This window comes from Pseudoduganella namucuonensis (assembly GCF_900116645.1).
GTDB classification, from domain to species: domain Bacteria; phylum Pseudomonadota; class Gammaproteobacteria; order Burkholderiales; family Burkholderiaceae_D; genus Rugamonas; species Rugamonas namucuonensis.
Genome location: NZ_FPBO01000035.1, coordinates 63,806 through 89,270 on the forward strand (window position 1 = coordinate 63,806; position 25,465 = coordinate 89,270).

Annotated in this window: 20 protein-coding genes and 1 pseudogene; 15 read left to right on the forward strand and 6 right to left on the reverse strand. The window is 65.6% G+C overall.

Translation table 11 applies throughout. The features are described from left to right. Positions 1 to 38: 38 nt before the first annotated feature. Positions 39 to 1,961 (reverse strand): PrkA family serine protein kinase, encoded by a 1,923-nt coding sequence (locus BM436_RS28190; protein WP_093559037.1) that lies wholly within the window; start codon positions 1,959 to 1,961, stop codon positions 39 to 41. 521 nt (positions 1,962 to 2,482) lie between these two features. On the opposite strand from BM436_RS28190, the gene BM436_RS28195 reads away from it, so the two are divergent. From BM436_RS28195 to BM436_RS28215, 5 genes and pseudogenes are all read left to right on the forward strand, one after another. Beyond that, complete coding sequence (locus tag BM436_RS28195) at positions 2,483 to 3,493, forward strand: adenosine deaminase (RefSeq protein WP_093559039.1); 1,011 nt, start codon at positions 2,483 to 2,485, stop codon at positions 3,491 to 3,493. A 146-nt stretch (positions 3,494 to 3,639) separates the two neighbouring features. After that, the gene (locus tag BM436_RS28200; RefSeq protein WP_093559041.1) at positions 3,640 to 6,174 is read left to right on the forward strand and encodes an ABC transporter permease; all 2,535 of its coding nucleotides are present in this window, start codon (positions 3,640 to 3,642) and stop codon (positions 6,172 to 6,174) included. Positions 6,175 to 6,192: 18 nt separating this feature from the next. Next, positions 6,193 to 6,579 carry a group II truncated hemoglobin gene (locus tag BM436_RS28205; RefSeq protein ID WP_093559111.1) on the forward strand — a complete coding sequence of 129 codons (387 nt, stop codon included), beginning with the start codon at positions 6,193 to 6,195 and terminating at the stop codon, positions 6,577 to 6,579. Then, entirely contained in the window at positions 6,579 to 7,835 is a 1,257-nt protein-coding gene (locus BM436_RS28210; protein WP_093559043.1) for a DNA recombination protein RmuC, read from the forward strand. The genes BM436_RS28205 and BM436_RS28210 overlap by 1 nt, the downstream gene beginning before the upstream one ends. Positions 7,836 to 7,860: 25 nt before the next feature. After that, a pseudogene (locus BM436_RS28215) lies at positions 7,861 to 9,411 on the forward strand (acyl CoA:acetate/3-ketoacid CoA transferase); the annotation flags it as partial. Positions 9,412 to 9,519: 108 nt separating this feature from the next. On the opposite strand, the gene moeA reads toward BM436_RS28215, so the two are convergent. The 3 genes from moeA to BM436_RS28230 form a co-directional block, all read right to left on the reverse strand. Beyond that, a complete protein-coding gene (moeA, locus tag BM436_RS28220; protein WP_093559047.1) occupies positions 9,520 to 11,394 on the reverse strand; it encodes a molybdopterin molybdotransferase MoeA in 1,875 nt (624 codons plus the stop codon). Positions 11,395 to 11,407: 13 nt separating this feature from the next. After that, positions 11,408 to 12,514 (reverse strand): GTP 3',8-cyclase MoaA, encoded by a 1,107-nt coding sequence (moaA, locus tag BM436_RS28225; RefSeq protein WP_093559049.1) that lies wholly within the window; start codon positions 12,512 to 12,514, stop codon positions 11,408 to 11,410. Between the two features lie 222 nt (positions 12,515 to 12,736). Further along, positions 12,737 to 16,003 carry an Rne/Rng family ribonuclease gene (locus BM436_RS28230; protein WP_093559050.1) on the reverse strand — a complete coding sequence of 1,089 codons (3,267 nt, stop codon included), beginning with the start codon at positions 16,001 to 16,003 and terminating at the stop codon, positions 12,737 to 12,739. Positions 16,004 to 16,568: 565 nt separating this feature from the next. Here BM436_RS28230 and BM436_RS28235 point away from each other — a divergent pair. From BM436_RS28235 to BM436_RS28250, 4 genes are read left to right on the forward strand one after another with little or no spacing between them, the layout of a single operon-like run. Beyond that, the gene (locus tag BM436_RS28235; protein ID WP_093559052.1) at positions 16,569 to 17,594 is read left to right on the forward strand and encodes an RluA family pseudouridine synthase; all 1,026 of its coding nucleotides are present in this window, start codon (positions 16,569 to 16,571) and stop codon (positions 17,592 to 17,594) included. Between the two features lie 32 nt (positions 17,595 to 17,626). After that, positions 17,627 to 18,286 carry an HAD-IIIA family hydrolase gene (locus BM436_RS28240; RefSeq protein ID WP_093559054.1) on the forward strand — a complete coding sequence of 220 codons (660 nt, stop codon included), beginning with the start codon at positions 17,627 to 17,629 and terminating at the stop codon, positions 18,284 to 18,286. A 13-nt stretch (positions 18,287 to 18,299) separates the two neighbouring features. Further along, on the forward strand, positions 18,300 to 18,668 hold the full coding sequence (locus BM436_RS28245) for a Rieske (2Fe-2S) protein (protein ID WP_093559056.1): 369 nt from the start codon (positions 18,300 to 18,302) through the stop codon (positions 18,666 to 18,668). An 11-nt stretch (positions 18,669 to 18,679) separates the two neighbouring features. Then, entirely contained in the window at positions 18,680 to 19,732 is a 1,053-nt protein-coding gene (locus BM436_RS28250) for a S49 family peptidase (protein ID WP_093559058.1), read from the forward strand. 202 nt (positions 19,733 to 19,934) lie between these two features. On the opposite strand, the gene BM436_RS28255 is transcribed toward BM436_RS28250, so the two are convergent. Then, complete coding sequence (locus tag BM436_RS28255) at positions 19,935 to 20,234, reverse strand: hypothetical protein (RefSeq protein WP_229490805.1); 300 nt, start codon at positions 20,232 to 20,234, stop codon at positions 19,935 to 19,937. A 132-nt stretch (positions 20,235 to 20,366) separates the two neighbouring features. On the opposite strand from BM436_RS28255, the gene BM436_RS28260 reads away from it, so the two are divergent. Next, on the forward strand, positions 20,367 to 21,083 hold the full coding sequence (locus BM436_RS28260; protein WP_093559062.1) for a pseudouridine synthase: 717 nt from the start codon (positions 20,367 to 20,369) through the stop codon (positions 21,081 to 21,083). A gap of 28 nt (positions 21,084 to 21,111) precedes the next feature. Here BM436_RS28260 and BM436_RS28265 read toward each other — a convergent pair whose 3' ends face one another. Beyond that, entirely contained in the window at positions 21,112 to 22,155 is a 1,044-nt protein-coding gene (locus tag BM436_RS28265; protein ID WP_093559064.1) for a phytanoyl-CoA dioxygenase family protein, read from the reverse strand. Positions 22,156 to 22,229: 74 nt separating this feature from the next. Between BM436_RS28265 and BM436_RS28270 the strand changes: the two genes are divergently transcribed. From BM436_RS28270 to BM436_RS28290, 5 genes are all read left to right on the forward strand, one after another. Continuing rightward, positions 22,230 to 23,228, forward strand: coding sequence for a fumarylacetoacetate hydrolase family protein (locus BM436_RS28270; RefSeq protein ID WP_093559066.1), 999 nt, complete (start codon positions 22,230 to 22,232; stop codon positions 23,226 to 23,228). Positions 23,229 to 23,308: 80 nt separating this feature from the next. Next, positions 23,309 to 23,602, forward strand: a complete 294-nt coding sequence (locus BM436_RS28275; RefSeq protein WP_093559068.1) for a type II toxin-antitoxin system RelE/ParE family toxin — start codon at positions 23,309 to 23,311, stop codon at positions 23,600 to 23,602. A 13-nt stretch (positions 23,603 to 23,615) separates the two neighbouring features. After that, positions 23,616 to 23,939, forward strand: a complete 324-nt coding sequence (locus BM436_RS28280; protein WP_093559070.1) for an addiction module antidote protein — start codon at positions 23,616 to 23,618, stop codon at positions 23,937 to 23,939. A gap of 274 nt (positions 23,940 to 24,213) precedes the next feature. Continuing rightward, positions 24,214 to 24,615 (forward strand): type II TA system antitoxin MqsA family protein, encoded by a 402-nt coding sequence (locus BM436_RS28285; RefSeq protein WP_093559072.1) that lies wholly within the window; start codon positions 24,214 to 24,216, stop codon positions 24,613 to 24,615. A gap of 56 nt (positions 24,616 to 24,671) precedes the next feature. Further along, complete coding sequence (locus BM436_RS28290; protein ID WP_093559074.1) at positions 24,672 to 25,460, forward strand: Fic family protein; 789 nt, start codon at positions 24,672 to 24,674, stop codon at positions 25,458 to 25,460. Positions 25,461 to 25,465: the final 5 nt, after the last annotated feature.

Below are 25,465 nucleotides of genomic sequence, written 5' to 3' on the forward strand. Positions count from 1 at the left end.
CTGTTAGGCCGTCCCTGACCCATATTAGCACCGCCGGCTTAGGACGACTTCCTCACGCGCAGGTACCACTCGCACAGCAAGCGCACCTGTTTGGCGGTGTAGCCTTTTTCCACCATGCGCGCGACGAAGTCGGCGTGCTTGTTGGCGTCCTCGGCGCTGGCCTTGGCGTTGAACGAGATCACCGGCAGCAGCTCCTCGGTGTTGGAGAACATTTTCTTCTCGATCACCGTGCGGAACTTCTCGTAGCTGGTCCAGGCCGGGTTCTTGCCGCCGTTGTTGGCGCGCGCGCGCAGGCCGAAGTTGACGATCTCGTTGCGGAAGTCCTTCGGATTCGAGATGCCGGCCGGCTTCTCGATCTTCTCGAGCTCGTTGTTCAGCGATTCGCGGTCGAAGCTCTCGCCGGTGTCCGGGTCGCGGTATTCCTGGTCCTGGATCCAGAAGTCGGCGAAGGTCACGTAGCGGTCGAAGATGTTCTGGCCGTACTCGGAATAGCTTTCCAGGTAGGCGGTCTGGATCTCCTTGCCGATGAACTCGACGTAGCGCTGCGCCAGGTGCTCCTTGATGTAGGAGAAGTACTTCTGCTCGGTCTCCGGCGGGAACTGCTCGCGCTCGACCTGCTGCTCGAGGACATAGAGAAGGTGGACCGGATTGGCCGCCACCTCGGTGGTGTCGAAGTTGAACACCTTGGACAGGATCTTGAACGCGAAGCGCGTCGACAGCCCGTTCATGCCCTCGTCCACGCCGGCGTAGTCGACGTATTCGTGGATGGACTTGGCCTTGGGATCGGTGTCCTTCAGGTTGTCGCCGTCGTACACCAGCATCTTGCTGAAGATGGACGAGTTCTCCGGGTCCTTCAGGCGCGACAGGATGGCGAACTGGGCCATCATGCGCAGCGTGCCGGGCGCGCACGGCGCCTTCTCCAGCGAGGAGTTGGCCAGCAGCTTGTCGTAGATCTTGATCTCGTCCGTCACGCGCAGGCAGTACGGCACCTTGACGATGTAGATCCGGTCCAGGAAGGCCTCGTTGTTGCGGTTGTTCTTGAACGCCTTCCACTCCGACTCGTTCGAGTGCGCCAGGATGATGCCGTCGAAGGGGATCGCGCCGAAGCCCTCGGTGCCCTTGTAGTTGCCCTCCTGGGTCGCGGTCAGCAGCGGGTGCAGCACCTTGATCGGGGCCTTGAACATCTCGACGAATTCCATCAGGCCCTGGTTGGCCAGGCACAGGCCGCCGGAGTAGCTGTAGGCGTCCGGATCGTCCTGCGCGTAGTCCTCGAGCTTGCGGATGTCGACCTTGCCGACCAGGGACGAGATGTCCTGGTTGTTCTCGTCGCCCGGCTCGGTTTTCGAGATCGCGATCTGCTTCAGGATCGACGGATAGCGCTTGACCACGCGGAACTGGTTGATGTCGCCGTTGAACTCGTGCAGGCGCTTGACGGCCCACGGGCTGGGGATGTTGCGCAGGTAGCGCCGCGGGATGCCGTAGTCCTCTTCCAGGATGGTGCCGTCCTCGAGCTCGTTGAACAGGCCCAGCGGGGACTCGTTCACGGGCGAACCCTTCAGGCAGTAGAAGGGCACCTGCTCCATCAGCGACTTGAGTTTCTCGGCGATCGACGACTTGCCGCCGCCCACCGGACCGAGCAGGTAAAGGATCTGCTTGCGTTCCTCCAGGCCCTGCGCCGCGTGGCGGAAGAAGGAGACCACTTGCTCGATCACTTCCTCGGTGCCGTAGAACTCGCGGAAGGCCGGGTAGATCTTGATGACCTTGTTGGCGAAGATGCGGGACAGGCGCGTGTCGTTGCGCGTGTCGACCAGCGTGGGTTCGCCGATGGCCGCCAGCATCCGCTCCGGGGCGGTGGCGTAGGTCAGCCTGTCCTTCTTGCAAAGCGCCAGGTATTCGGACATGGACATCTCCTCTTCCCTGGTGCGTTCGTACCGTGCTGCGTAGTTGTCAAAAATGGTCATTTGGATGTCCTTTAATGTAAACCTGCTAGTCACTACGGTCGGCAGTCGGATCGGCTGCTGGCCTGTTCTTTAGTGTGTGCAAACTCCTCTTAGGATTGTTCTTATTTTCCGTCGACAGCTGCCGGTGACGGCGCGGATTGCCCGCGCCTCGGAGCTGGATTGTTGGGCCGTGCGGTGGACTTTTGCCGGCATATTTGTGTGCTCTTCGTAACGCATCTTACGTTGATGAAATTAATTATTGCTCTACTGGTTCAGGAAGTCAAAACATATGTCGCAATATCGTTAATAGGTTTGCGCAAGTCCTTGATCCGGCAGGGAAAATGTCGAAATGTAAATGGTAAAAACCAGCTATTTCCGCGACGTTTTTCTTGAGCTTCGACATCACATTATCATGGCTGTGGCAATAGTGCCGACACGCATGGAAGTCGTGCGCGGGCCCCCGCCGCGAATTGCTGCGACCGCACTTGCGCTAAGATGGCGGCATCCCGCCACACCAAGTCACACAGAGAGGAATACCGGATATGAACGAACAATTGCGCCAGGCCGTGACGGCCATGCCGAAGGCCGAACTCCACATCCACATCGAGGGCTCGCTGGAACCCGAACTGATCTTCGCGCTGGCCGAACGCAACGGCGTGCGGCTGGCCTATCCGTCGGTGGACGCGCTGCGCCAGGCCTACGCCTTCAAGGACCTGCAATCCTTCCTCGACATCTACTACGCCGGCGCCAGCGTGCTGCTGCAAGAGCAGGACTTCTACGACATGACCGCCGCCTTTCTCGAGCGCTGCGAGCGGGACAACGTGCGCCACGCCGAGATCTTTTTCGACCCGCAGACGCACACCGCGCGCGGCGTGGCGATGGAGACGGTGGTGAGCGGCATCCACCGCGCCTGCCAGGACAGCCCGGTCAGCGCCACGCTGATCATGTGCTTCCTGCGCCACCTGTCCGAAGAGGACGCGCTGGCGACCCTGGATGCTGCGCTGCCACATCGCGACAAGCTCATCGGCGTGGGCCTGGATTCGTCCGAGGTCGGCCACCCGCCCGAGAAGTTCGCGCGCGTGTTCGCGCGCTGTCGCGACCTGGGCCTGCACCTGGTGGCGCACGCGGGCGAGGAGGGGCCGCCGGCCTACATCGCCTCCGCGCTGGACGTGCTGAAGGTCGAGCGCCTGGACCACGGCGTGCGCATCCTCGAGGACGCCGCGCTGACCGCGCGCGTGGCGCGCGAAGGCATCGCGCTGACGGTGTGCCCGCTGTCCAACACCAAGCTGCGCGTGTTCGACCAGATGCGCGACCACAACCTGGTCCAACTGCTGGACGCCGGCCTGCTGGCGACCGTCAATTCGGACGACCCGGCCTACTTCGGCGGCTACATGAACGACAACTTCATCGCCGTGTTCGAATCGCTGCCGCTGACCCTGGCGCACGCCAAGACGCTGGCCCGCAACAGCTTCGCCGCGTCCTTCCTGCCGGCCGAGCAAAAGCGCCGCTTCCTGGACGAGGTCGACGCCTATTTCGCCGCCTTGCCCGCCTGAGTTCGTTAAGCCAGGCTTAAAAAACTTCCGTCACACTGGCCGGTCGGCGGCATTTACCGCTGACGCCGCTTTGGGGTCAGACCCCAAGGCGTTGTTGACGCCGCTTAGCGCGGCCGCGCCGGATCATGGGAAGGACGGGAGTGCCGATGTTTGTTCAAGCTTTACGCATGACGCTGCGCGACTGGCGCGCCGGACAGCTGCGCTTCCTGATGGTGGCGCTGGTGGTGGCCGTGGCCGCGCTGTCCGCGTCCGGCTTCTTCATCGACCGCCTGCGCGCCGCGCTGGACCGCGACGCGCACCAACTGCTGGGCTCGGACCTGGTGGTGCAGGCCGACCAGCCCATCCCCGACGCCTGGCGCGACGAGGCCCGGCGCCGCGGCTTGAACATCGCGCAGACCGTGGTGTTCCCCAGCATGGCCCAGGCCGGCGAGGGCGAGGCCTCGCAGTCTCAACTGGCCTCCATCAAGGCCGTGTCCGACCTCTACCCGCTGCGCGGCAAGCTGCGCGTCACCACCAATCCCGAACAAGCCAACGACGGCTACGGCAGCCCCGCGTCCGACACGCCCGCGCCCGGCACGGTGTGGGTCGACGCCGGCCTGCTGCCCGCGCTCAAGGTCGGCGTGGGCGACGAGATCCGCCTGGGCGAGCGCGCCTTCAAGATCACCCGGCTGATCGCCGCCGAGCCCGATCGCGGCGCCTCCTTCATGAACTTCGCGCCGCGCGTGATGCTGCAACTGCCGGACTTGGCCGCGACGGGCCTGGTGCAGCCCGGCGCCCGCGTCACCTACCGCCTGCTGCTGGCCACGCCATCACAGCAGCGCGCCGACGACGTGAAGGCCTACGAGGACTGGCTGCGCGCCAGGATCGCGGCCGACAACACCAAGGGCGTGCGCATCGAGTCGCTGGAGGCGGGACGCCCCGAAATGCGCGCCACCCTGGACCGCGCGGACCGCTTCCTGTCCCTGGTGGGCCTGCTGTCGGCGATGCTGGCCGCCGTCGCGGTGGCCATGGCCGCGCGCCGCTTCATGACGCGCCACCTGGACGCCTGCGCCATGCTGCGCTGCCTGGGCCTGACGCAGAACCAAGTCACGGCCATGTATCTGATCGAGTTCCTGCTGGTGGGCCTGGCCGGCAGCGCGATCGGCGTCGCGCTCGGCTTCGCCAGCCACTTCGCGCTGCTCGAGGCCTTGGGCAAGCTGGTGGCCAGCGACCTGCCGCCGGCCACCATCATGCCCGCCGTGCAAGGCGTCGCGACCGGCATGCTGTTGCTGGCCGGCTTCGCGCTGCCGCCCATCCTGCAGCTGCGCAACGTGCCGCACAACCGCGTGATCCGCCGCGAGGCCGCGCCGCCGCGGCCGATGGCACTGGCCACCTACGGCCTGGGCCTGGCCAGCTTCTTCGCGCTGCTGCTGTGGCAGGCGCGCGATATCAAGCTGGCCTCGCTGACGGGACTGGGCTTCCTGGGCGCGTTCGCCCTGTTCGCGCTGGCCGGCTGGCTGGGGCTGGCGGCGCTCAAGTCCGCGCGCGGCGCCTTCCGCCACCAGTCCTGGCGCTTCGCCGTCAATTCGCTGCAGCGCCGCCCCGGCGCCACCGTGGTGCAGGTGGTGTCGCTGGCGCTGGGGCTGATGGCCCTGCTGCTGCTGACCGTGGTGCGGGGCGACCTGATGACCGCGTGGCGCAACGCCACGCCGGCGGACGCGCCCAACCGTTTCATCATCAACATCCAGCCCGAACAGAAGGACGAGATCGCCGCGCGGCTGGCGCGCGCGGGGGTGACGAACGTGCCGCTGTACCCGATGATACGGGGCCGCCTGGTGGCCGTGAACGGCAACACCATCACCAAGGACACTTACACCGAGGACCGCGCGCGCGGCCTGGCGGACCGCGAGTTCAACCTGTCCACGATGACGGCCGTGCCGGCCCAGAACAAGATCGTGGCGGGCCAGTGGTATGGCGACGCGGCCGGCGCGCCGGCCGAGGCGTCGGTGGAGGAGGGCATCGCCAAGACGCTGGGCCTGAAGCTGGGCGACAAGATGCGTTTCGACATCGCCGGCTCGCCGGTGGAGGCGACCGTGACCAGCCTGCGCAAGCTGGAATGGGGCTCGATGCGGGTCAACTTCTTCGTCATCATCAACCCGAAGGCGATGGCCGACACGCCGCAGACCTGGATCACCGCCTTCCACCTGCCCCGGCAGCACGCCGCGCTCGGCAACGAGTTGACGCGCGATTATCCCAACCTCACCGTGGTGGACGTGGGCAGCGTGATCCGCCAGGTGCAGGCGGTGCTGGACCAGGTGATCGTGGCGGTCGAGTTCCTGTTCGCGTTCACGCTGATCTCGGGCGTGCTGGTGCTGTACGCCGCGCTGATGGGTTCGCAGGACGAGCGCACCCGCGAGGCCGGCCTGCTGCGCGCGCTGGGCGCCACGCGCAAGCAGCTGTCGCGGGCGCAGATGATCGAGTTCATGCTGGTCGGTTCGCTGGCCGGGCTGCTGGCGGCCAGCGGCGCGGCGGCCATGGGCTGGGGGCTGGCGACCTACCAGTTCAAGTTCGAATGGGCCTTCAATCCGGGCGTGTGGCTGGCCGGGCTGGTGGTGGGCGCGCTGTGCGCGATCGCGGGCGGCTGGCTGGGCCTGCGCAACGTGCTGCGCCAGCCGCCGCTGCAGACTTTGCGTGAAGCCTAGGTGCGCTATCATGACGGCATGACTGAACAAACCCTATACGAAACCATCGGCGGCGAAACCAAGCTGCGCGAAATGGTGGACCGCTTCTACGACCTGATGGAACTCGAGCCCGAGTTCGCCGTCATCCGCGCCCTGCATCCGCCCACCACCGACGGCTCGCGCGACAAGCTGTTCTGGTTCCTGTCCGGCTGGATGGGCGGCCCGGACATGTTCATCGAGCGCTTCGGCCACCCGCGCCTGCGCGCTCGCCACCTGCCTTTCCCCATCGGCAGCACCGAACGCGACCAATGGCTGCGCGCCATGGCCTGGGCCATGGAGGACGTGGGCATCGCCGAGCCCTTGCGCGTGCGGCTGATGGAATCCTTCTATCAAACGGCCGACTGGATGCGCAACAGGCCGCATTGATGGAGCGCGTCGAATTCCTGGTGCTGCTGGCGCTGGGCGCCATCATCGTCGCGCTGCAAGTGGCGACGCTGCTGCGCGGCCGTTCCAACGCCGGCCCCGACCTCTCCGCCGGCCTGGAGCGCGTCGAGCGCGAAGTGCGCATGCAGCTGCAAGCCACGGCCCAGGCCTCGCGCCAGGAAATGGGGCAGACACTGGCGCAATCCCACGCCGCCACCGTGCAGCAGCTGGACGGCATGCGGCGCCAGATCGAAACGCTGACCGAATCGAACACCCGGCGCCTGCTGGAAGTGCGCGCCACGCTGGAATCCAAGATCCGCGAGCTGCAGACCGACAACGGCGCGCGCCTGGAGGAAATGCGCAAGACGGTGGACGAGAAGTTGCACGCGACCCTGGAGGCGCGCCTGAGCGCCTCGTTCCAGCAAGTGTCCGAACGCCTCGAGCGGGTCCACCAGGGACTGGGTGAAATGCAGCAGCTGGCCCTCGGCGTCGGCGATTTGAAGCGAGTACTCACCAACGTCAAGACGCGCGGCACCTGGGGCGAGGTGCAGCTCGAGATGCTTTTGGAGCAAGTGCTCACTCCGGACCAGTACGCGAAGAACGTGGAGACCATCGCCGGCAGCAACGCGCGGGTGGAGTTCGCGTTGAAGCTGCCTGGCCAGAAGGAGGGCGGCGCGCCGATGTGGATGCCGATCGACGCCAAATTCCCCAAGGAACAGTATGAACGCCTGCTGGAGGCGGCCGAGCGCGCCGACGCCGACGGCGTGGCGCTTGCCGGCCGCGAGCTCGAGCGCGCGGTGCGGGGCGAGGCCAAGACCATCGCCGAGAAATACCTGTCGCCGCCGCAGACCACCGATTTCGCCATCCTGTTCCTGCCCACCGAGGGCCTGTACGCGGAAGTGATGCGCAGGCCGGGACTGGCGGACGATTTGCAGCGCGTGAACCGGGTCAGCATCGCCGGGCCGTCCACGCTGATGGCGCTGCTGAACAGCCTGCAGATGGGCTTCCGCACGCTGGCGCTGGAGAAGCGCTCGTCCGAGGTGTGGCAGGTGCTGGGCGCGGTGAAGACGGAGTTCGCCAAATTCGGCGACGTGCTTGCCGCCACTAAATTGACGCTGGAGAAGGCGGCGCGAAATATCGAGACGGCGGAAGTGCGCAGCCGCCAAATGGCGCGTAAGCTGAAGTCCGTGGAGGCGCTGCCCAACGAAACCGCGCAGTTGCTGCTGGGGCAGGAGGGGGACAGCGATCCAGAGTCATAATCGACCGCCCACACGGGAGACTGGCATGGCACGCAACAAGATCTGCACCGCCGCCGAGGCGGTGGCCCGCATCCGCGACGGCGACACCATTGCCACCGGCGGCTTCGTCGGCGTCGGCTTCGCGGAGAACATCGCGGTGGCGCTGGAATTGCGCTTCCTGCGAACCGCCCAGCCCCGGTCGCTGACGCTGGTCTACGCCGCCGGCCAGGGCGACGGCAGGGATCGTGGCCTCAACCACCTGGCCCACGCCGGCATGATACGGCGCGTGATCGGCGGCCATTGGAGCCTGGTGCCGAAGATGCAGGCGCTGGCCATCGACAACCTGATCGAGGCCTACAACCTGCCGCAAGGCGTCATCAGCCAGCTGTTCCGCGACACGGCCGCCGGCAAGCCCGGCATGCTGACCCACGTCGGCCTCGGCACCTTCGTCGATCCCCGCCACGGCGGCGGCAAGATCAACGCCCGCACCACCGAGGAACTGGTGGAACTGAGCACGCTCGGCGGCAAGGAGCACCTGTTCTACAAGGCGCTGCCCATCCTCGTCGGCATCATCCGCGGCACCACGGCCGACCCGGCCGGCAACCTCACCATGGAGCGCGAGGCGCTGACGCTGGAGGCGCTGGCCATCGCCATGGCGGCGCGCAATTCGGGCGGCATCGTCATCGCGCAGGTGGAGCGGCTGGCCGACCCCAACACGCTCAACCCGCGCCAGGTGAAGGTGCCCGGCATCCTGGTCGACTGCGTGGTGGTGGCCGAGAAGCCCGAGTACCACCTGCAGACCTTCGCCGAGCCCTACAGCGCGGCCTTCGCCGGCGAAACGCGCGTGGCGCTGGACGCGATCGCGCCCATGCCGCTCAACGAGCGCAAGGTGATCGCGCGGCGCGCCTTGATGGAACTCGGCCTGGACGACGTGGTCAACCTCGGCATCGGCATGCCCGAGGGCGTGGCCGCGGTGGCGGCCGAGGAGGGCGTGCTGGACCTGGTGACGCTGACGGCCGAACCGGGCGTGATCGGCGGCCTGCCGGCTGGCGGCCTGAACTTCGGCGCCGCCATCAACGCGGACGCGATCATCGACCAGCCCTATCAGTTCGACTTCTACGACGGTGGCGGGCTGGACGTGGCGGTGCTGGGCCTGGCGCAGGCGGACCGGCGCGGCAACCTGAACGTCAGCAAGTTCGGCCGGCGGCTGGCCGGGGCGGGCGGCTTCATCAACATCAGCCAGAACGCGAAAAAGGTCGTGTTCGCCGGCACCTTCACGGCGGACCGGCTGGACGTGGCCATCCGCGACGGCGGCGTGCACGTGCTGTGCGAGGGCTCGGCGCGCAAGTTCGTGGACGAGGTGGAGCACCGCACCTACAGCGGCGACTACGCGCGGGCCAGCGGGCAGCGGGCCCTGTTCGTGACGGAGCGCTGCGTGCTGAGGCTGTGCGAAGACGGGATGGAATTGATTGAAATCGCGCCCGGCGTGGACCTGGAGCGCGACATCCTGGCGCAAATGGATTTCCGGCCGCGCATCAGTCCGGAGTTGAGGCTGATGGACGCGCGCCTGTTCGCGCCGGAACCGATGGGCTGGCGCCCTTAAAACCAGCGGCGCCAAACCGGGGTCAGACCCCGCGTTCCGCGCCTCATGCCCTTGCAATGGCGTATGGCGCGGAGGGTCTGACCCCAGATTTACGCAGTTGGTTTAGACCAAGCCGTCGAACAGCACGACATCGACCAGGTCGCCCACCGCCGCGTCGCCCTGCGCGGCGGGCAGCACCACCATGCAATTGGCCTCCGACATCGAGCGCAGGATGCCCGAACCCTGCGAGCCGGTGATACGCACTTCCCGCTCGCCATCGCCGTTCACCGACAGGATGCCGCGCTGGTACTCGGTGCGTCCCGGCTTCTTGCGGATCGCCTGCGCGCTGCGCGCGCGCAGCACCGGCAGCGCCGATTCCGCCCCCATCATCCGCAGCAGCGCGGGACGGGCGAAGAAATAGAAGCCCACCATGGCCGCCACCGGATTGCCCGGCAGCCCGAACAGATAGGCGCCGCGGCCGTTGGAACCGATCCGGCCGAACGCCATCGGCCGTCCCGGGCGCATGTTCATCTTCCAGAACGCCACCTCGCCCAGTTCCGCCATGATGCGCCGGATGTAATCGACGTCGCCGGACGACACCCCGCCCGTGGTCAGCACCGCGTCCGCGCTTTCGCAGGCGCTGCGCAGCGCCTCCTCCAGCGCGCGCGGGTCGTCCGGCACCGTGCCCATGTCCACCACGTCGCAGCCCAGGCGTCGCAGCATGCCGTACAGCGTGTAGCGGTTGCTGTCGTAGATGCAGCCCGCGTCCAGCGGCTCGCCGATGGAGCGCAGCTCGTCGCCGGTGGAGAAGAACGCCACCCGCAGGCGGCGCCGCACGGCCACCTCGGCGATGCCGAGCGAGGCGATCAGCCCCAGGTCCGCCGGCCGCACGGTCTTGCCCTTGCGCAGCGCCGGCGCGCCGGCCATCAAGTCCTCGCCCTTGAAGCGGCGGTTGGCGCCGGTGGCGATGCTGCCGGGCGCGACCGTCACGCTGTCGGCCGTGATGGCGGCGGCCAGTTCCTGCGGCAGCACCGTGTCCAGCCCCTCCGGCATCACGCCGCCCGTCATGATGCGCACGCACTCGCCTGGGCCGATGCGCAGCGCGCACGGCCGGCCCGCCAGCACCACGGCCGTGATGCGGAAGGTGGTGGGCGCGCCGGCCAGCAGCTCGGCGCCGCGGAAGGCGTAGCCGTCCATCGCCGAATTGTCGTGCGCGGGCACGCTGATGGGGGAGACGATGTCGGCCGCCAGCACGCGGTCCAGCGCGGCGCGCAGCGCCACCTTTTCCACCGTCCGCACCGGCTCGATGTAGTCGTGGATGACGCGCTGGGCCTGCTCGACGTCCATCGCGTCCGGGTCGCCGCCGGCTTGCAGCGCGGGCCGGGCGGCCGGCTTTTCCATGTCCTTCAAGTCGGCCAGGGTGTTGATGTTGCGGAAGGCCGCCGCGTCGTCGAACAGCACCTGGGCCACGCGGATCGACTTGTACCAGCCGTCCATGCGGCGCGCGCCGCTGTCCAGGTAGGCGCTCAGTTGCGGCAGCACGCCGGTCTTCACCAGGCTGAACACGGGATGCACGCGCTGGTAGGCGTCGCCGGACTCGTCCGCCTCCATGGTGACGGCCACGGCCAGGTCGGCGTCCTGCTCGCGCAGCGCGGCGAGCAGGCGCTGGGCCAGGTCGGCGGGCAGGAAGGGCGAGTCGCAGGGCGCGGTCAGCAGCAGCTCGGTGGCGCAGCGGCGCAAGCCCGTCTGCAGGCCGGCCAGCGGGCCCTCGTAGCCCTGCATGTCGTCCGGCCACACCGGCGCGCCCATGGCCTCGTAGGTGGCCTGGTTGCGGTTGGCGTTGATGGCCACGCCGGCCACCTGTGGCGCCAGCCTCAGCAGCACGTGGGCGGCCAGGGTGGCGCCGCGGAAGGGTTGCAATCCCTTGTCGACGCGGCCCATGCGGGTGCCGCGGCCGCCGGCCAGGATCATGCCGGTGATGCTGTTCTGGTGCGTCAAACTGATTCCTCGCTTATCCGCCTATGTAAGACATCTCGACTTTTTGCGCGCCGGGCAGGCCGGCGGTGTTGCTGGTGCGCAGTTCGGAATAGCGGTCGCCGCGCGCCGCCCACAGGTGGCCGACGGCGCCGGAAATCTCCGCGTCGCTGGCGCCGTTGCGCATCAGCGCGCGCAGGTCGTGGCCGCGGGTGGCGAACAGGCAGGTGTAGAGCTTGCCCTCGGTCGACAGGCGCGCGCGCGAGCAATCCTTGCAAAACGCCTGCGTGACGCTGGAGATCAGGCCGATCTCGCCGCCGCCGTCCAGGTAGCGCCAGCGTTCGGCGGTCTCGCCGGTGTAGTTGGCGGCGACGGGCGCCAGCGGCATCTCGGCGCCGATGCGGCGCGCCACCTCGGCGGACGGGACCACCTCGTCCAGCTTCCAGCCGTTGGAGGCGCCCACGTCCATGTACTCGATGAAACGCAGGATGAAGGGCGTGCCCTTGAAATAGCGCGCCATCGGCAGGATTTCCTGGTCGTTCATGCCGCCCTTGACCACCATGTTGACCTTGATCGATTGCAGGCCGACGGCGTGCGCCACGTCCAGGCCGTTCAGCACGTCGGCGACGGCGAAGTCCACGTCGTTCATGCGCTTGAAGATGGCGTCGTCCATCGCGTCCAGCGACACGGTGACGCGCTGCAGGCCGGCGTCCTTCAGCGACTGGGCCTTCCTGGCCAGCAGGGAGCCGTTGGTGGTGAGGGTCAAGTCGAGCGGCTTGCCGTGCACGGTTTTCAGCTCGGCCAGCATGGCGACCAGCTTTTCGATGTTCTTGCGCAGCAGCGGCTCGCCGCCGGTCAGGCGGATCTTCTCCACGCCGTGCGCGATGAACAGCCTGGCGATGCGGGTGATCTCCTCGAAGCTCAGCAGGGACGAGTGCGGCAGGTAGTTGTAGTCCTTGTCGAACACTTCCTTGGGCATGCAGTAGACGCAGCGGAAGTTGCAGCGGTCGGTGACGGAGATGCGCAAGTCGTGCAGGGGGCGGGCGAGCTGGTCCCGGAGGGTGCCGGTGGGCGCCTCCAGAATGGCTGGCACGAAAGCGGCTTGCGGGCGGCTCTCGGCGAAGTGGATGATTTTCTCGGACATGAATATACGATAGCACGATGCGCGGACAGCCTCGCATATTGCCACAGTTGCTCCCATCACATCGGTGTCAGGCGCGACATTCGGACATTAATGGGGAGAAATGTCCGAATGTCGCGCCTGACACCGATGTAGGTGGGGAAAGTTTTGGGCTTTTGGCGGCGTGCCGTCCGGGCGAAAAAAAAGGAAGCGCGGGGCTTCCTTTTTTGGGGGGCCGCTAACGGGTTAGCGGCGGGTGTTGACCTGGACCAGCGGCTCTTCCTTTTGCTGCGGCAGCGGCTTGCGCTCGCGTGGCACGCGCGCCGGGGCCGGGGCCTGGGCCGCCGCTTCCTGCGCGGCGCGCAGTTTGGCGGGGTCGGTCGCGGCCAGGGTCAGGCCGGCGGCTTCCAGGATCGCGTTCAGGTCGCCGGACGATTTGTGGGCGGCCGGGGCTGCAGCCGCTTGCGGGGCTGCTGCTTCGGCTACCGGCGCTGGAGCCGCTTCCGCGACTGGCGCGGCTTCGGCCGCTGGCGCCGCGACGGCTTCGGCGGCTGGTGCGGCGGCGAAGGCGTACTCGGCGGCTGGAGCCGGCTCCGGCGTCACCGGCACGGCTTGCGCCGCGGCCACGACGGGTTGCGCCGTGGCGGCGGCTTCGACCGCGACTGGCGCGGCTTCGGCGGCAACCGGCGCTGCTTCCACCGCTGGAGCGGCTTCCACGGCAGGAACGGCTTCGGCTGCGACGACCGGTTCGGCCACGGCTGGCGCCACCTCGGCGACCGGCGCCGCTTCCGCTACTGGGGCGGCTTCAGCCGCCGGCGCTTCGGTTTCCGCTGCTGGGGACGCTTCAGCCGCATCGGCAACGGTTGCTTCGACTGGCGCGGCAACGTCGGCTGCGGCGGCTACAGCCGGGGCGATTTCAACTGGCGCTGGCGTTGCGACTTCCGTCGCCAAGGCCGGGGCGGCATCGGCTGCCGCTTCGGTCGCTGGGGCTTCAGCCGCCGCCGGGGCGATCGCCGCCTCGGCAACCACGGGTGCCGGGGCTTCCGCCGCGGATGCCTCGGTCACCGCGGCTTCCGCGACGACTGCCGGCACTGCCTGCTCGCCTTCGGCGGGGGCCACGGTGAAGCTGATCACCGGTGCTTTTTCGCCATCGGCGCCTTCAATGCCTTCGCCTTCTTCGCGTTCACGGCGGTTGCGGTTGCGGCCACCACGACGACGACGGCGGCGTGGCTCGTCGCCATCGGCGCCGTCCGCCTCTTCACCTTCAGGGCCGACGTTTTGCGCCAGCTTCTGCGGCGCGGCCTCGGCGGCGACGGGCGTTACCACGACCGGCGCGCCGGTCAGGGCGACGCTGGCGCCGGCGGCGGTCGCGTTCAGGGCGACTTCCTCGGCTTTCACTTCGGCGACCGGAGCCTTGTCGGCGCGCGGTTCGCGCGGCGGACGCGGTGGGCGTTCGGCGCGATCGGGACGCTCGGCGCGTTCAGGACGCTCGCCGCGCGGTTCGCGCGGGGCCAGGGCTTCCACCGGCTGGCCTTCGCGGCCTTCACGCGGTTCGCGTGGCGGACGCGGCGGACGAACCGGACGGCCGGCCTCGGCTTGCTTGGTCGCGTCGTCGGCTACCGGACGGCTGCCCGGTTCGCGTTCCTCGCGCTCGCGGCTGCCCGGCTTGCCGTTGCGGCTGCGGCCACGCGGGCCGCGGGCGTTGCGGTCGCCACGCTCGGCGGAGGCGGCGGCCGCGCCGGGCTTGGCCACCACGGCTGGCGTCGGCGTTGGCGCCGGGGTTTCCTCTTTGCCCGAGAAGAAGGAGAACAGTTTCGCGAAGAAACCTTTTTCCACCGGGGCGGGGGCTGGCGCGGGAGCGGCTTTCACCGGCTCCGGCGCGGGCTTGCGCTCCACCATCGGCGCGGGCTGGTCCGGGGTGATGGTCTTGACGACGGCTTCCTGGCGCGGCTTGGCTTCTTCCTTCTGGCGCTTGCTGTAGGCCATGTCGGTTTCGGCTTGCTCGGCCATGGTGTAGCTGGCCGTGTGGTCTTCCAGGCGCGGGTCGTCGTGCTTGATGCGCTCCAGCTTGTAGTGCGGCGTGTCCAGATGCTTGTTCGGGATCAGGATCACGTTGATGCGGTGGCGGTTCTCGATCTTGAGCACTTCGCCGCGCTTTTCATTCAGCAGGAAGGCCGCCACGTCCACCGGCACTTGCACGTGGATGGTGGCCGAGTTTTCCTTCATCGCCTCTTCCTGGATGATGCGCAGCACCTGCAGGGCGGACGATTCGGTGTCGCGGATGTGGCCGGTGCCCGAGCAGCGCGGGCAGGTCACGTGCGAACCCTCGGACAGCGACGGACGCAGGCGCTGGCGCGACAGTTCCATCAGGCCGAAGCGGGAGATCTTGCCCATCTGGACGCGGGCGCGGTCGTGGTGCAGCGCGTCCTTCAGGCGCTGTTCCACCTCGCGCTGGTTCTTGGCCACTTCCATGTCGATGAAGTCGATCACGATCAGGCCGCCCAGGTCGCGCAGGCGCAGCTGGCGCGCCACTTCCTCGGCCGCCTCGCAGTTGGTGTTGAAGGCGGTGGTCTCGATGTCGGAACCGCGGGTGGCGCGGGCCGAGTTCACGTCCACCGACACCAAGGCCTCGGTGTGGTCGATCACGATGGCGCCGCCCGACGGCAGCGGCACGGTGCGGCTATACGCGGTTTCGATCTGGTGTTCGATCTGGAAGCGCGAGAACAGCGGCACGTCGTCGCTGTAGCGTTTCACGCGGTGCACCATGTCCGGCATCACGTGGCTCATGAACTGGTGAGCCTGCTCGTAGATGTCGTCGGTGTCGATCAGGATCTCGCCGATGTCGGGCTGGAAGTAATCGCGGATGGCGCGGATCACCAGCGACGATTCCTGGTAGATCAGGAAGGCGCCCGCGGCGCCCTTGCCGGCGCCCTCGATCGCGCGCCACAGTTGCATCAGGTAGTTCAAGTCCCACTGCAGCTCTTCGACCGTGCGGCCGATGCCGGCGGTGCGGGCGATCACGGACATGCCTTGCGGCAGGTCCAGCTTGTCCATGGTTTCGCGCAGTTCCTGGCGCTCCTCGCCCTCGACGCGGCGCGACACGCCGCCGCCGCGCGGGTTGTTCGGCATCAGCACCAGGTAGCGGCCGGCCAGCGAGATGAAGGAGGTCAGGGCCGCGCCCTTGTTGCCGCGCTCTTCCTTCTCCACCTGCACCATGATTTCCTGGCCTTCGCGCAGGGCTTCCTTGACCGAGGCGTTGCGCACGTCCACGCCTTCGCGGAAGTAGCTGCGCGCCACTTCCTTGAACGGCAGGAAACCGTGGCGATCCTCGCCGTAGCTGACGAAGCAGGCTTCCAGCGACGGCTCGATCCGGGTGATGACGCCTTTGTAGATGTTGGATTTGCGCTGTTCGCGACCAGCGGTTTCGATGTCGATATCGATCAGTTTCTGACCGTCGACTATCGCTACGCGCAACTCTTCTTGCTGCGTAGCATTAAACAACATGCGTTTCATTTTTATTAACTCCGCGACCCTGAGGCCATCTCTTGCCACTCCCTCGGGAGTGGCGTAGTACAAGGATATACGCGGGAAAAAGGAGGCTGCGGGGGGTGTGCCTCGTCATGCGGCGCTGCGACGCGCGAACGCGTTGCGGCCGCAAAGGGCGCATGAGGCCGATCGTCATGCCGAGTGCGCGCACTGCCTGCGACTCATCCGATCACGGCCCGACGGGGTCGGGGGGGAGAATGCAGGCGTGCGCAAAACGTCGAGCCAGGGCATCTTGTATGGTGCCCGGGCGAAAACGGCAGCGTTATCAGCTTCATCAACCAGCGAGCAACGACTATGTGCTTGCTCGCTGGACTTATCCTAACAATCCAGCCAATCTAATCCCAGCACCCGTGCCCTCTACCCGATGACAACAGCGGTTGCCACCCTGACATGCGCACGAGTGTGCGTATACATTTATTTTCCACCGAATTTGCAAATAGGCGAGGCCAGTGGATACGCCCCTGTGTAAAATGTGCTTTTATTCTTACACGTGCAGCAGCTTAAACTGCGGCGAATCGATTATATATTCAAAATGAAGGACTTAGAGAGATTTTCAGGGAAAACAGCCCAAAAGCCGACCAAAACGGCCCCCGCTGAGACCCCCGCGCCAGTCCTGCCGCAAGCACAATTCGTGACGATCACCGAAGAAGAAGCCGGACAACGGATAGATAACTACCTGTTGCGGATCTGCAAAGGCGTGCCGAAAAGCCATGTGTACCGCATCCTGCGCTCCGGCGAGGTGCGCGTCAACAAGGGCCGCATCGACCAGTTGTACCGCCTGGTGGAGGGCGACGTGGTGCGGATTCCGCCGATCCGCCTGGCCGAGAAGGCCGAGACCAACGTCCCCGCCGCCGAGTTCGCCATCATCCACGAGGACAGCCACCTGCTGGTGATCGACAAGCCGGCCGGCGTGGCCGTGCACGGCGGCTCCGGCGTGTCCTTCGGCGTCATCGAGCAGCTGCGCGCCTCGCGGCCGGACGCCAAGTTCCTGGAACTGGTGCACCGCCTGGACCGCGAGACCTCCGGCCTGCTGCTGCTGGCCAAGAAGCGTTCGGCGCTGACCAATCTGCACGAACAAATGCGCGACGGCCATACCGACAAGCGCTACCTGGCATTGGCGGTGGGCGATTGGAAAAACCCGCGCCAGCATGTAAAGTTGCCGCTCCGTAAATACTCGACGCCGGATGGCGAGCGCCGCGTGTCCGTGTCGGCCGACGGCCTGGCCTCGCACACGGTGTTCACGCTGCTGAGGAAATACCCGCAGTTCGCGCTGCTGGAAGCCGAACTGAAAACCGGCCGCACCCACCAGATCCGCGTTCATCTGGCATCTTCGGGCTTTCCCATCGCAGGTGACGACAAATACGGCGATTTCGCATTGAACAAGGCGCTCCAGAAAGCCGACGCGACGCGCGGCGCGCTCAAGCGCATGTTCCTGCACGCGCACCAGATTACGTTTACCCACCCGGAAACCGGGAAATCGATGACACTGAAGGCGCCATTGGCCGCCGAATGCGAGCGTTTCTTGGTAAGCTTGGGCAAACCATTGAATTCTATATAACAAGGAGCCGGCCGCCGGACGGGCCGGGTGACATGGCAAGAAAGCAATTTGATCTGATCGTCTTTGATTGGGATGGCACGTTGATGGACAGCACATCGACGATCGTGAAATGCATCCAGGCATCGGCCAAGGATTTGGGCCTGCCGATACCGGGGGAGGACGCGGCGTCGCACGTGATCGGCCTCGGGCTGTACGAGGCGATGCAGGCCGTGCTGCCGAACGTGGATCCGAAATACTATCCGCGCATGGTGGAGCGCTACCGCTACCACTACCTGTCCAAGGACCACGAGCTGACGCTGTTCAAGGGTGTGGCTGAAATGCTACAGGAGCTGTCGCAGAACGCCTATTTCCTGGCCGTGGCGACCGGCAAGAGCCGTGTCGGCCTGAACCGCGCGATGGACGCGGCCGGGCTGCTGTCGATGTTCGACGCCACCCGCTGCGCCGACGAGACCTTCTCCAAGCCCCATCCGGCCATGCTGCAGGAGCTCACGCGCGAGCTGGGCCAGGACTTGAAGCGCACCGTGATGATCGGCGACACCAGCCACGACCTGCTGATGGCCAACAACGCCGGCGCGGCCGCCGTGGCCGTCGAGTACGGCGCGCACCCGGTCGACCAGTTGATGGCCTGCAATCCCATGTATTCGGCCAAGACCGTGGCCGAACTGCACGAGTGGCTCAACGAGCACGCCTGATGCGGGAGCGGGCATGAGCGAGGAAATCCTGATCTGCGCCGCCGACGCCGTGCTGGACGGCGGCCGCGGCGTGCGCTTTCCCGTCACGGCGGGCGGCGAGGACGCGACCGGCTTCGTGGTGCGCCACAACGGCAAGCCCTACGCCTACCTGAACCGCTGCGCCCACGTGCCCATCGAACTGGACTGGAATCAGGGCGAGTTCTTCGAGTCCAGCAAACTCTATATCATGTGCTCCACCCACGGGGCGATCTACATACCGGACAGCGGCATGTGCGCCGGCGGCCCCTGCCGGGGCGGGCGGCTGCGGCCGATCCCGGTGGTCGAGCACGACGAACAACTATATTGGCAGCCCGACGACTATATTCGTCCGGCGCGCGCCTGAGAACCGAATCCATGAGCGATAACACCAGCGACCAAGACAACGGCGCCAGCGCCGCGCCGCAGGGCGCCGCCCCCGCCACGCCCGCCACGCCAGCCGCGAGCGGCGCGCCACAGTCGGTCGCCGGCCTGAACTGGGAACGGGAGGTGCTGGAAAAGCTGGTGCTGTCCACCGTGCGCGAACGGCGCGCGCACCGGCGCTGGGGCATCTTCTTCAAGTTCCTGGTGCTGCTGCTGGTGCTGTTCGCGCTGGCCGCGTATTTCGACGTGTCCTGGCCCGTGGGGGATTCCGAGAACGTCGGCCGGCACACGGCGTTGATCGAAATAGACGGCGAGATCGAGACCGAAGGCAGCGGTTCGGCGGCGGTGGTGATCCCCGCGCTGAACAAGGCCTTCTCCGACCACGGCTCGGTTGCGGTGGTGCTGCACATCAACAGCCCGGGCGGCAGTCCCGTCCAGGCCGGCATGATCGTCGACGAGATCCGGCGCCTGCGCAAGGGCTATCCGGGCAAGCCCTTGTACGTGGTGGTCAACGAGATCTGCGCCTCGGGCGGCTATTACATCGCCGCCGCCGGCGACCAGATCTATGTCAACAAGGCCAGCATCGTCGGCTCGATCGGCGTGCTGATGGACGGTTTCGGCTTCAATGGCGTGATGAGCAAGGTGGGCGTGGAACGCCGCCTGCTGACGGCGGGCGAGAACAAGGGTTTCATGGACCCCTTCCTGCCGCTGTCGGACAAGCACCGCCAGCACGCGCAAACCATGCTCAACGACATACACCAGCAGTTCATCGACGTGGTGCGCACCGGCCGCGGCAAGCGCCTGAAGGAAACGCCGGACATGTTTTCCGGCTTGTTCTGGACCGGCGCGCGCGCCGTCGACATGGGCCTGGCCGACGGCCTGGGCACGGTCGACACGGTGGCGCGCGACGTCGTCCACGCGGAAGACATCATCGATTACACCCAGCACGAGGGCCTGCCGGAGCGCGTGCTGAAGAAATTCGGCGCCGCCATGGGCGCTGGCGCGATGAAGGCGGCGGTGCAAAGCGCCAACCCGAGCATCCGATAAATCCGACGCGAGTGTGCGCTGCCTCAAACGCGTCGGCGCGCCTCCGTGCGCGTAGGCACAGAAGAACATTATCTTTTCTGCTTCATTTAGCCTTGTAATCTCCCCGGCGTGGGCTATATTGGTGTTGTAGTTCTTTCCCAGGGAGGTCGCATAAACAGCTTAACTCGTTGTCTGCACAATCTTGTGTCTAGTCTGAAACGAACTACTCAACCGCATCGCTGATGCGGGCTCGAGAGAATTTCAATTCCTCGCACTGCGCCTCGCAATGGGGCATGAGAACGGCGGCGTCATTGCCGCTGTTTTCATTTTCCGGGCCGTCATTTTCCGGGCCGCCTATCTCCTCCCCGCCGAATCCGCCCGCCGAGAGCCAGTTGAGGAACTGCGCCTGGGTCGTCCTGTGCCAGGCGGCTTGGGGCATCGTCTCCGAGCCAGTGCTTTGCCATTGCGCCAATGCCAGCCGACTGGTGTGGAGCGCCATATACTTTAATGATGTAAGTTTCATTTTTGAGTGGCTTTCCTAGCTCATTAGGTAAATTCCTAATGAGATTTCAGTGTAGTAGTTCGTCCTGGGCAAAGTTTGATTTGCGTCAATGTGGCGTCAGGAAGGCGTGCGAAATCTGGTACAGTCTCGGCCATGAGCAAACTATCTTTAGACCGCATCCTGCAATCCCAAGGTTTCGGCACGCGCAAATACTGCCGCGCCCTGATCGAAGACGGCGAAGTCAGCATCGCCGGCGAAGTCCACGACAACTACAAGGAAAGTATCGACACCGACGGCCTGGTCCTGCGCGTTTTCGACGAGGAATGGGTGTACCGCGAGCGCGTGTACATCGCGCTGTACAAGCCGGCGAACTACGAGTGTTCGCGCAAGCCCAGCCACCATCCCGGCGTGCTGACCCTGCTGCCCGAGCAATACACCTGGCGCGAGGTGCAACCCGTGGGCCGGCTGGACCACGACACCACCGGCATGCTGCTGATCTCCGACGACGGCGCCTTCATCCACGCCCAGTCCTCGCCCAAGCGGCACGTGCCCAAGGTGTACCAGGCCACCACCCAAGACCCGGTGACGCCGGAACTGGTGGCGCAGCTGCTGTCCGGCGTGCAGCTGCACGACGAGCCGGCGCCGCTGTCGGCGCTGGTGTGCGAGCAGCGCGGCGAGCGCCAACTGGAAATCGTGCTGGAGCAGGGCAAGTACCACCAGGTCAAGCGCATGCTGGCGGCCGCCGGCAACCACTGCGGCGCGCTGCACCGCTCCGCCATCGGCGGCCTGCAACTGGAGGCGCTGGGATTGAAGGAAGGGGAGTGGTGCTACCTGAACGAGGAACAGCTGGCGCTGCTGGCGCCAGCGTGAGTAAGCGGCACGGCGGCGTGCTGACGCCTTAAGGCCGCAGCTTGCGCTTCTCCTTGCGTCCGTGCGTGAGGTAGTGCTCGGCCGGATTCCAATTGCCCGCCGCCACATCCGGATTCGCTTCCAGATACAGCTTGCCGTCGAACTCGTCCAGCAGGTGGCCGGCGTCCGTCGAGCAGGCCTCCACGAAGCCCTTCGGAATCGCATGGCCCGCGTAGCGTTGCGGCATCTCCTCGCCGGTGACGATGTTGGTCAGCTTGCGGAAATCGATCTTGCCGTAGAACGTGTCCGACATCATCGGCGTGTAGTACGCGCAGTCGTCGAAATAGTAATGGGTGACCTGCGACCAGCGCGTGCGCATCGGATCGGTCTGGCGCGAGCCGCCGTGCATCAGGTTGGCCGCCCAGATCAGCGCCTGTCCCTTCTTCGCGTGGAAATACTCCGGCTGCGCGCCGTGGGACTCCACCAGCGCGCGCCACATCTCCTCGTACAGCGCCTGGGTCGGCGTCTGGCCCAGCTGCGACACGCACAGGCCCACGTGCTCGTTCGTGTAAATTGGCCAGCGGTGGCTGCCGGGGAAGTACACCAGCGGCCCGTTCTCCTCGTTGATGTCCTCCAGCGCCACCCACACGCCGCACATGAAACGTTCCGGGCTGGAACTGAAGTGGATGGAATCGGTGTGGAAATGCTGCTGCGTGCCGACCGGGAAGTTCAGCGTCTGGAACGGCCAGGCCTGGCGTCCATACAGCCTGCTCAACAGCGCCAGGATGTGCGGATTGCAGGCGATGTCGCGCACCCGCTCGTTGAATTGCCAGGCGTCCTGCACCCGCAGGCTGATGCCTTGCCGATGGCCCTCGGCCCGCCATCCCTCCAGGTCGTAATGGTCCAGCAGGTCCGCCTTGATGGCCTCCGCCTTGGTCTCGAAGGCGGCGTCCGGAAAGTCCAGCACCGCGTATCCCTTCACCGCCAGGTCCAGCGCGATGCGGCGGGTCTCGTCGTCGATCGCGGGATCGCTGAAGAGCTGCTTGAAGAACGGGGATTCGACATGCGGTACGCCGGGCAGTACGTTTTTCATGGGGAGTGGCAAATCAATAAGGTTCGATATTGTAAGACCTTCCGGCCTCCAATGGCATCTGTTAAAGTCCCGCCATGAAACTAGCAACCCTCAAGGACGGCACGCGCGACGGCCAACTGATCATCGTCTCGCGCGACCTGAAAACCGCCCAGGTGGCGGACGGCATCGCCCCCACGCTGCAGCGCGCGCTGGACGACTGGGGCTTCATCGCCCCGCAACTGGACGAGGCCTACCGCCTGCTCAACGACGGCAAGGGCCGCCGCAGCTTCGATTTCGATCCCGCCAACTGCATGGCGCCGCTGCCGCGCGCCTTCCAGTGGGCCGGCGGGGCGGCCTACGTCAACCACCTGGAACTGGTGCACGCGGCGCGCAACGCCGAGTTGCCGGAATCGTTCAGGGACGAGCCGCTGATGCACCAGGGCGCAGGCGACGACTTCCTCGGCCCGCGCGACGACATCGCCTTGCCGCGCGAGGAGTGGGGCATCGATTTCGAGGCCGGGATCGCCGTCGTCACGGACGACGTGCCCATGGGCGCCACGCCGGACGAGGCGCACCAGCAGATCCGCCTGCTCATGCTGGTCAACGACGTGTCGCTGCGCAAGCTCATGCCGGACGAACTGGCCAAGGGCTTCGGCTTCCCGCAGTCCAAGCCGGCGACCGGCTTCTCGCCGGTGGCGGTCACGCCGGACGAACTGGGCGACGCCTGGAAGGGCGGCAAGGCGCATTTGCCGCTGCGCTCCAGCTGGAACGGCAAGCCGGTCGGGCAACCGAACGCGGGCGTGGACATGGCGTTCAACTTCCCGCAACTGATCGCCCACCTGGCGATGACGCGCAACGCCCGCGCCGGCGCCATCGTCGGCTCCGGCGCGGTGTCGAACAAGGACGCCAAGAAGGGCTATTCCTGCATTGCCGAGAAGCGCTGCCTGGAGCTGATTGCGGACGGGGAGGCCAGCACGCCGTTCATGGTCTTCGGCGACACCATCCGGATCGAGATGCTGGACGCCGACGGCAAGTCCATCTTCGGCGCGATCGAGCAGACGGTTAAGCAGACTGATTTGCGCAAGCCGCGTTAGAGCTATTAATGCAATAAGCATGGTTCCAGGTACTGTTCAAGTCGATTGAGTTTTTGTAATCGTTCGATTACAATCGGCACATGTTCACGATCAAGTCACTTCCCGCGTTCACTAGCTGGCTCGACGGCCTGGCCGATGCTACGACGCGTGGCGTGATTGTGGCTAGGATTAAGCGATTGGAGCGCGGATTGATGGGAGACGTTGAGCCAGTCGGCGACGGCGTTTCCGAGCTACGCATACACGTTGGTGCCGGCTGGCGTGTGTACTTCACACAGCGCGGCGGTCAGCTAGTCGTATTGCTGGTTGGTGGCTCCAAGCGCACGCAGAAGAGTGACATTAAGCGTGCCAAAGGATTGGCGGCATTGCTGGATTAACGAGGAAACACAAATGAGTAAACGCATTAATGTGGCCGATCTGCCCGACTTCGACGCCGCCCCTTACCTTGACGGTGAGGTGGCTATTGCCGCCTTCTTGACTGATATTCTGGAAGCGAACGATGCTTCCCTACTCGCCGCAGCTTTGGGCGACATAGCCCGCGCTCGCGGGATGACTGAGATTGCCAAGTCGGCGGGACTCACCCGCGAAGCGTTGTACAAGGCCTTGCGGCCAGATAGCGCTCCACGTTTCGATACCATAAGCCGCGTGTGCACCGCGCTCGGTGTACGTCTGGTGGTGCAGCCGGTACCGGAGCCTTGTGATGGCCAATCGTAAAGTTGTGGATCGAGAAATGATCGAGTTCGAGGACGCACTGTTGCGCTCAATGGGGCAAGCCAAGCGGGGTGAGTTTGCCGCTGTCCACACTCCAGAACAAATCGCAACACGGCGCGGCCGGCTGGCGGGGAGTGTCAAGGCGGCCCCCCCAAAGTGCCAATCCCACGCCGCAGCTGCAGCTGGCAAAAGTTGATAATCACCTACTTGGTGATTGTTGCCTATTGGGTTACAATTTTTAACTGAAAAAACGCACCCCACACTGCAATAGGCCAAAATGAAGAATTGCCCCGAATGCGGGGCACTGTCCCCGGTGCATGACACCCGCGACGTGCCCTATACCTACAAAAGCCATGAAACCGTGCTCCCGGCGGTGGCTGGCTACCACTGCTTCGCCTGTGGCGAAGTCACACTGGACCGCGACGCGGTAGACCGTTACAGCGATTTGGTAGGGGAATTTCAGCGCTCGGTTAACGCTGAACTGGTGGACGCGGCGTACATCACCCAGGTGCGCAAGAAGCTGCGCCTGGACAAGAAGCAAGCGGCCGCCATTTTTGGCGGCGGGGTCAACGCGTTCACCCGCTACGAAAGCGGCCAGTCAAAGCCGCCGGTGGCGCTGGTTAAGCTTCTAAAGGTGCTGGATCACCACCCCGAGCTGCTGGCCGAGGTCCGGGCCTAAGCCAGCGGATGCGATCAGGGTCAACGTAGCCGATTCAAGGAAGGTGAAGGAACTAAATGTCCCCCGCTCTGCAACTGCTGCTTTCTAAAGTCGATACCCTGAAAACGTCGCTGGACGCCGCGCGTCCGCTGCCGTCGCATACAGTGGCGTCGCTACGCGCAAAGTTGGCATTGGAGTGGACTTACCACTCCAATGCCATCGAGGGCAACACGCTGACGCTGCGCGAAACCAAGGTGGTCCTGGAGGGCATCACCGTTGGTGGAAAAACGTTACGCGAGCACTTCGAGGCGACCAACCACCGTGACGCGATCTTGTACGTGGAGGACATTGTCGCGCGCGACGAAGCATTGTCGGAATGGCAAATAAAAAACATCCACAGCCTGGTGCTGAAAGGGGTGGATGATGTCGAGGCCGGCCGCTATCGCAGGGAAAACGTCGCCATCACGGGCGCAAGTACGACTCCGCCCGGCTTCTTGCATCTTGCGGACGAAATGCGTTCGCTGGTCGAATGGCGCGAGAGCGCTGGCGCCGCGCACCCGGTCGAGTGCGCGGCGGAGCTGCACACCCGGTTCGTGAAAATCCACCCCTTCATCGACGGAAATGGTCGAACCGGACGGCTGTTGCTGAACTTCGAATTGATGAAGGCCGGCTACCCGCCGGCAGTGATCCGCAAGGAAGACCGCCTTGCGTACTACGATGCGCTGGACGTCGCCTGCGTCAGCGGGAACCACGATGACATCACCCAACTGGTCGCCGAGGCTGTGGAGCGCTCCTTGAGCGTCTATCTCGATCTACTGGCGCCAACCCCTGGCGGCCCGAACGGCGGACCCTCGCATACTACGTGATGCCA